5 protein-coding genes and 5 pseudogenes are annotated in these 7764 nt (G+C 50.5%); 2 read left to right on the forward strand and 8 right to left on the reverse strand.

Annotated features, from left to right (window positions below):
* The first annotated feature begins 17 nt into the window (after positions 1–17).
* Positions 18–661 (forward strand): annotated as a pseudogene (locus tag AN189_RS18450) (IS6 family transposase).
* A 100-nt stretch (positions 662–761) separates the two neighbouring features.
* Here the strand turns inward: AN189_RS18450 and AN189_RS18455 are convergent.
* The 3 genes and pseudogenes from AN189_RS18455 to AN189_RS18460 all read right to left on the reverse strand — a co-directional run.
* Positions 762–1004, reverse strand: a pseudogene (locus AN189_RS18455) (transposase); the annotation flags it as partial.
* 225 nt (positions 1005–1229) lie between these two features.
* A complete protein-coding gene (locus AN189_RS19305) occupies positions 1230–1925 on the reverse strand; it encodes a hypothetical protein (protein WP_157057580.1) in 696 nt (231 codons plus the stop codon).
* Positions 1926–2584: 659 nt separating this feature from the next.
* Positions 2585–3737, reverse strand: a protein-coding gene (locus AN189_RS18460) for an IS3 family transposase (RefSeq protein ID WP_157057581.1) whose coding sequence is annotated in 2 segments (ribosomal slippage) — positions 2585–3461 and positions 3460–3737 — 1155 coding nt in all. Because the reading frame shifts where the segments join, the coding sequence is not laid out codon by codon here.
* A 254-nt stretch (positions 3738–3991) separates the two neighbouring features.
* Between AN189_RS18460 and AN189_RS18980 the strand changes: the two are divergent.
* Positions 3992–4545: pseudogene (locus AN189_RS18980) on the forward strand (DDE-type integrase/transposase/recombinase); the annotation flags it as partial.
* Here AN189_RS18980 and AN189_RS19640 read toward each other — a convergent pair.
* From AN189_RS19640 to AN189_RS18990, 5 genes and pseudogenes are all read right to left on the reverse strand, one after another.
* A pseudogene (locus tag AN189_RS19640) lies at positions 4539–4720 on the reverse strand (IS5/IS1182 family transposase); the annotation flags it as partial. The pseudogenes AN189_RS18980 and AN189_RS19640 overlap by 7 nt on opposite strands.
* 332 nt (positions 4721–5052) lie before the next feature.
* On the reverse strand, positions 5053–5523 hold the full coding sequence (locus tag AN189_RS19310) for a hypothetical protein (RefSeq protein ID WP_157057582.1): 471 nt from the start codon (positions 5521–5523) through the stop codon (positions 5053–5055).
* 144 nt (positions 5524–5667) lie between these two features.
* Positions 5668–6395: pseudogene (locus AN189_RS18985) on the reverse strand (IS5 family transposase).
* Positions 6396–6481: 86 nt separating this feature from the next.
* A complete protein-coding gene (locus tag AN189_RS19315; RefSeq protein ID WP_157057583.1) occupies positions 6482–7066 on the reverse strand; it encodes a peptidoglycan-binding protein in 585 nt (194 codons plus the stop codon).
* Between the two features lie 67 nt (positions 7067–7133).
* Positions 7134–7764: YadA-like family protein (locus tag AN189_RS18990; protein WP_216597768.1), on the reverse strand; the 631-nt coding region annotated here is incomplete at its 5' end.

Consider the following 7764-nt stretch of genomic DNA (forward strand, 5'->3'; position numbering starts at 1 on the left):
TCCTGTGTGCGGTTCGGATGTATTTGCGATACCCACTGTCTTATCAAGATGTGACGGACCTGCTGGCGGAACGCGGTGTGGATGTTGATCGCGCGACGGTCTTTCGTTGGGTGCAGAAGTTTGGACCGGAACTGTCCAAGCGAGCCGAGCGCCATCTCAGCCACGCGGGCCTGAATTGGCACGTGGATGAGACATACATTCGTGTTGGTGGCAAATGGCGTTACCTGTGGCGCGCAATTGGTGCCAACGGCCAACTGGTGATTTCCGTCTCACAGCAAGACGCGATGCGAAGGCTGCAAAAGCCTTTCTGCACAAAGCAATTGAGCGCGTACGGCTGCACCGTCCCGTTTCGATCTGCACTGATAAAGCACCCACCTACCGGAAGGTGATCCGCGAAATCAACCATCGCTACGATCCACACTTTGACTATATCACCCATATCGATCGCAAGTATCTGGACAACCGCGTGGAAAGCGACCATGCTGCTCTGAGGAGGCTGCTCGGATACCGCCAAAGCTTCCGATCTTTGCGATGTGCAAAGGCGACACTGCAGGGGATGGAAGCAATCATAACGATCAAGAATGGGCTCATACAAACGAGGCAGCCGGGCGTCCGGGGCGAGATCAGCTTCGTCCACGAGCTATTTAACTTGGCCGCCTGAAATCACGGCATCATCATCAAATCATCCGCGCTGCCCGTTAACGCAACAGTCCCGCACAGGCTGTTTATACCGCGCACAGGCGGGCAGCGACCCGGAACGGTTTTTTTAGGATATCCCTCTCCTCCTTAAGGATGCGGTTCTCGCGCCGAAGTCGTTCGTTCTCCCGCGCAAGCTCGCGATCCTTGGGCGATACCACATCCGTGTCGCGGTGAGCCGTCACCCATTTTTTCAGGGTCGAAAGCCCAACACCAAGATCGTCGGCAACCTGACGCCGTGTTAGCCCGCTGGTGAGTGCAATTCGCACCGCATCTTTGCGAAATTCGTCCGTTCTTCCTGTGCCCATAGTTCGCCTCCTTTGCTGCACATTATGCTATCAAAGGAGCGGCACCAAACCGCGACAGGTCCACTCAAGCCAACAGATACATCTGCAAAATCTTTACATCACAGCCAAACAAATGCATCATAGGATCGACCCACCAAATGCCGGGACAGAACACCTAGCTTATGAATTTTTCAAGATCACTGACCTTGCTTCAACTATAACCTTCTTATTTTAATTTCGTAAAATTCAACAATGATTGAAAGTAGACAATTTAATTTCATTAAGCCCAGCGCAGATATCGCAAACAATATCTCCGAGAGCCGCAGGACTACTCTCCTCCCCAATCTTGGAGGCTAACAAAATAATCACAACCGCCCCATCGCCATCTAGAACTGGTATTATGTAGTTCAACGATGAACAGCAATGATAGTAACCTGTTGAACTTAATTCTTTGTAGACTGCCCCTAATTTTTCTAAATTTACTTTCTCATGTCGGTTGGATCCAACGATTTTTCCGTTCATTTTTAAGGCAGCCAAGCATTCGGAGACACATGTTTCATCGACGGCAATTTTGGAAACACTGCCGTACTCGTCTATGCCGACGCTTTCCACTAAGTTGAACTTGGTTGTCGTGGTTTGCTGATACAACCTCAAATACATTCGCCTCAAGTCTTTTCGGCTTTGCAAATAATCTGATACCTTAGCGGCTGTTTTTGAAGGCCAGTTAGCTTTGGATATAGCAATTTCAACAATATCTGTTATCACAAAGCTTCGCCGATCCAAAGTCCGCCTTATCCATTTGTCGCGTTCAAGCTTCCTAAGCGCACGATACGTTGCTGACCTAGACAGGCTCAGTTGTGCAGCCAAAATATCAAGAACAACGGGACCGTTTGAGGCCACGCCAAAATATACGGTCAATAGAACGTTTGAAAATTTTTGCACTAGTATTTTTCTACCTAAACTTCGTGCAAAAAAAGCAATTTAACTTAGAGAAATCAAACCTGATATTTCGAAATTCGGAACGGAATTTAAGGGGTTGTTTTCGTTTAGGGTCAGGGCTTCGGAAACGAGGACCATTCAATCAAAGACTGTCTTGGCTTGCGTGTCCGGCCGCCTGTTTGCGGTTTGATGCGGGTCCTTTCTAAGCCGTCTGTCCAACACTGTCGCCTTCTTCTGAGATCATCCGGGCGCATACTTCAGTCCGTGGTCAGCGTGGGGCTGCAAACATGACGCTGGTTCAATTCCGATGTGCCCACCTCATTGGCGTGCTCGATGTGGACCGACTGAACCGCACGGGGTTTGCCGGTGGCCCCAACTTCTGAGTAAAGTGGAGCATAATGAACAAAACAGAGATGGCTCGGTTGATCTGAACAGCTTCTGGGCGTTTTCTAATTGATTTTCCGCCGTGGCTACGCCGCTACCGCTTCGGGCATCTGCTGGTTGAAGTAGGGCTGATCGAGGGTTCTCCCGTCAAGCGATAAATGCTGGTAACGCATTTGTAGAAGGTCACTACCGGCCAATCCCAGGGCCGACCCAGGACACGCTGGCCTTTGCACGCAGGTTAAGCTACCCCCCAATTGTTGGACAGGGTTTGGCGTAAATTAAGCCACTCTTTGCTCCTGCTGATCGTGCTTGGTTGTTTCATTTCGCTGCCAATAGACCACGGCTGGTGGTTTGCCGCCAAGGGAAGAGTGTGGTCGCTTGTGGTTGTAAAACTCCATCCATTTCCCGATCCCGGCCCTGGCCTCTGATCCGGTCTCCCAAGCACGCAAATAGACGCACTCGTATTTCATCGACCGCCACAGTCGCTCCACAAAGATGTTGTCGAGGAACCGACCTTTGCCATCCATGGAGATGCGTATGGTTGATCTGCGCAGCCGGTCGGTCCAGGTAAAGGACGTGAACTGAGAGCCCTGGTCAGTGTTCATGATCTCAGGAGGCCCGAACTTGTGGATGGCCTCGTTCAGGGCTGCGACGCAGAAGTCTGCCCCCGGCGTGTTCGAGATGCGCCACGCCAGAACCTTGCATGTGTGCCAGTCCATGATGGCGACCAAATAGAGGAAGCCACGTCGCATCGGCAGGTATGTGATGTCGGCGCACCAAACCTGGTTGGGCCGATCCACGCGCAAGCCGCGCAACAGATAGGGGTAAATCTTGTGCCCCTTCGCCACTTTGCTGGTGTTGGGTTTCTGGTAAATCCGCATGAGGCCCATCAGCCGCATCAAGCGCCGGATGCGTTTCTCGTTCACGAGGTGGTCTTTATTACGCAGATGCCACGTCATCTGGCGCACTCCGTAAAACGGGGTCTCAAGGAACTGCTTATCAATCACGCGCATCAAGTCGAGGTTCATCTCGCTCTCGCCCTTCGGCTCATAGTAAAACGAGGACCGTGAGATCGACAGCAAAGCGCATTGCTTTCCAAAAGACAGGCCCGGCAGGTTTGGTGCAATCATCTTACGCCTCACTTGCCGGTCCAAGTTTGAGCTTTCTGGCCAAAAAATCGTTGGCGACGGCCAACTCCCCGAACTTGGCGTGCAGGTCTTTGACCTGTTCCTCATCGACTTCCGGCACCTTGCGGCCGCCGCGCTCGAACACGCCCGAAGCGCCCTCAAGCAAAGCGCGTTTCCATTGGTGGATCATTGTTGGATGCACGCCGAACCGACTGGCCAGTTCACTGACCGTCTCCTCGCCTTTCAGCGCCTCTAACGCGACCTTTGCCTTGAACTCCGGGTGATGTTGCTTCCGTTTCGACATGTCTGATCTCCTTCGTATTGAAGATCAGCAGACAACAAATCGCAGCTTACGTCAGTGTCCGAATTTCGGGGGCAGCTCACTTCGAGTGCGTGCCATTGATCGGGACCCTCCCGCCGGCTGACTTCATCAGGGCGCGCGGCACCTTAATCCGCAGATCAGACGCCGCATACATGGCCGCTACCGACCAAATGCCAAACCTGAACAAAGCTCTTGCCAAGGGGCCATCCATACATGGTTCGAGCCCAATGGACGACGACTTCACCTACGTCGCGACATGGCAGGGCTTTGTTTACGTCGCGTTTGTCATTGATGTCTTCGCGCGTCGTATCGTTGGATGGCGTGTCAGCCGCACGGCCACTGCCGGGTTTGTTCTCGATGCTTTGGAGCAAGCCATCCATCAACGCAGACCGGCCCAGGATCAACTGGTGCACCACGCGGATCGCAATATCTGTCGATCAAGTACACCGAACGGCTCGCAGAGGCGAAGATTGGACCGTCTGTCGGCAGCGTCGGGGACTCTTATGACAACGCCCTGTCAGAAACGATCAATGGCCTGTTCAAAGCCGAAGTCATCCACAGGCGTGGGCCATGGCGCAACTCTGAGGCCGTTGAATACGCCAATCTCGAATGGGTGGATTGGTTCAACAACCGATGCCTGCTGGAGCCGATCGGGAACGTCTCACCAGCAGAGGCCGAGGCAAACTTCTACGCAGTTCTAGAAAGATCAGACATGGCTGCGACACGAAGACAAATCAGCCTCCGGCAAACCCAGCGCGGTTCATGGCAATGCGTCGCCAGTCCTTTTTGACGTTCGAACATGATATCGATCCGGCTGCGCTTTCTGTAGTGGCGCTTGTCGTACTTGACAGAATTGTCGCGTAACTTTTGACCAGGGATGCAAAGCGTTTTATTCTTGTCTATAACGCCTTCGCGGAACCAATTCGCATCTCACCCCGGTCCCCCAAAGGCCAATCCGCGGTCGGAATGAACCGCGCGCTTACCGAGGACCGAAGTATCCACAAAGCTGATCTCAGAAGAAGGCGACGGAGATAAGAGCGCGGTAGAGAAAGGCCCTACATTAATTCGCAATCAGGCGGCCGGACAAGCATGTCAAAAACCTTTAGCTAAGAAGTCCCCGCTACCGAAGTCCTGACCCTACCTTCGACGCCTCATCTTCAGAAAAAAGTGCTAACCAAAAAAATAATTTTTGATAGTCACACAAGCGTAAATAAGCCCACAGAAAACTGTAGTAAAAAACAAAACAAAAGCTACGCCAAGCCACTTAGGAGCGACTACAGCCGATTCTGCGGGCAACTCAAAGTGTCTCATGTTTTTTTTTTACTTTCCCTTTGGAAAGACGTCTTAATAAGTACTTAAGTTTTTCTTCATTGAATGGAAAACCGATTATTGCGTCGCATACATTCAGGAAAGCAGCACTTGAGCCTGATGGAAGAGTTCTACTCGAAACCAACACTATGCGCGCATTTGTTATTGCTTGTAACGCTTGGCACATTATATGAGCTTCGATCAGGTCACTTTCGTTGCCATTCAGAACAAGTACAATGTCAATTTCGAAAGATAAAGCGCTATCAATTTCGATAAATTTCTCTCGTCCAATAGTAACTTGCGCATGCCCTAGATTTTTAATAATCAAACTCAATTGAGCGGACATAGAGTCAGATAAATTAACCAGCGCAATATTAAGGGCATCTTCAGCCCATATTAACCCCGAATTACCATCACCAGTTATGACGTCTGAGAATACGATTGAATTAGGTAGAATCACTATATCACCCCATACTTTTTATAGACCGTAGCACACTACTTAGTCAGGCAATATTCGCTCATTTCTTATTTCGAAACTCTGATCTGTTGGCGGTATCCGATATCATAAGCAGAAACTAAAGGATCAGGCCTCATAACCATTAGATCACGACGACTGTATCGTGATTGCCGATAAGAATGTCTTGGGGCAACTGTCGTAGCGGGTTTCCACGCGCCGCGAAATTTTGTGCCTGCCGAACATGATGTCAACTCGGTTGCGAGACTTGTAGCGGCGTTTGTCGCATTCCAACGTCTTCTTGCGCTCTTTTCGCCTCGGGATGCAGGCGCATTTCCCTTTCACTTTCAAAGCGTCTCTTTATCAATTGGCGACATAGTGTCGGTCACCAATCAGACACTCGACCTTTGGCAAACCATCCAGCAAGGCCCGTGTACCGATATAGTCACTGACCTGTCCAGCGGTGACGAAGTAGTCGAGAGCGCGTCCCTCGCTGTTGCACATGGCGTGCATCTTAGTGCTCATACCGCACTTGCTGCGAGAATCAGGCGATCGCCCTCCCCCTCTTGTTGCACCAGTGCTGGCCGCTATCTGGTGGGCCTTCAGATAGCTCGCATCGATCATCGCGGCCTTCTCCAGACCACGCCCGGCCGCCCTACTCGCGATGCTCCGAGCGTCAACGCCCTTGTCGTTCAACCGCTTCTAGAGCTTTTTGTGGGGTTCATGGGCTGCCGGAACCTCGCGCTAGCGACTGTGATTGAAAAAAAGAATTCCGATCAATATGCGCCGATATCTAGGCGCGGTCTACTGTCGGACTTCTGGAAGAAAGGTTCGAGTCGCAGAATCTTCGCATACGTCAGCCAGAAAAGATCAGACATTTTCACCGTTCGCTCTCAAACCGTAAATCACGCACTCATGCGGGAAGCAATTTCTACTAACTCCAAGCGCAACTCAAAATTCGTTTTTATGGCCTGGTCAATATATACCAGTATTTACCGGTCGGAACCATTAGTGGTTCAATTCCTGATTTCTCGCCTAATAGCCTGAGCGCATTCCCGGTCTGATTTCCGAATATACCGTCTGCTTCAAGCTGAAAACCGATATCACGTAGTTTCTGTTGAATACGTGGTATAACTGCACCGTAGATTTGAACAGTTTTACCAGAGGGATCACTTAGGCGAAAAATCGCTGTTTCGTCACGCACCCAATAAGGGCGCAACCGCGCTATTGTTAGTCGCACTGCAGCTTCAAAAGTAGAGCTAGAGTCTTCGTTGCAGACTAGAGCTACCATTTCCAACATAGTCCAAGTATCAGTTATTGGAAATACATCTGTGAGGCTATTTGCACGAGATGCCGCAGTAGAAAAGCCCGCAGTCCATTGAAGAAAAGCGGTTTTTTCGGTCTCATTTCCGGGACTTTGAAGTGAATTTACTACATCCTCACATGGAAAAGCTCCAGCGTTTCTAATATTCGTAAATTCATTCGTTTGAGAACTAACAACCGATGCAAAAGAAAGGGGTAGAATGGCGATTATTGCTTTCGCTATCACATTATGTACTCCAGAAATAGTGAGGCCCGCCTCATGTCGTCAAGGCGGGCCTTCATTAATTTAGTTCTTACCAGGACCAGCCAACGCCTGCCGCTACACCTAGACCAGATGCGTCCGAATAACTAGCCGCACCTCGAACTGTGAGGTTGTTGTCCAATCGCGCCGAGCCTCCTAATGCTAGCGCGTACTCACTATTGAAACCACCCATTGCAGCGCCGAAGGAATATGTCTCATCTGCAGTTAATCCAGGTAGCTGAGACATCGCCATGCTCTGGGCAATGCCGGCACTCATTTTACCCTCCAATGCACCTAGCTGCCGAACGTTGACAGCATCGTTAGGGGCAACGCCATCAGCGACGCCAGAAATGATAGTTGGAGCTCCACTTGGTGTACTAATATTGAGACCAGATGAGTTGAGAACTAGCGACGTACCCCCGCCACTCAGAGTGGCGCTTTCGCTACCTGAGATAATCGTTTCAGTACCCGTGATAGTTGTACGACCACCAGACGATGTAAGACCAGCGCCATTTTGCGTAAGGCTAACTGATGTTGGCGTCACAGTTAAGGTTCCGCCACCTTCGCCACCTGACGTGATCATAACACTATCGCTATTTACATCGAGTGTAGAGGTTCCAGTCATTACAGTGAACGAATTACTTACAGTTGTTGGTCCTGCTATATCAACACTTCCAGAAAAT

It is taken from the genome of Loktanella sp. 3ANDIMAR09, assembly GCF_001420005.1.
Lineage (GTDB): Bacteria > Pseudomonadota > Alphaproteobacteria > Rhodobacterales > Rhodobacteraceae > Loktanella.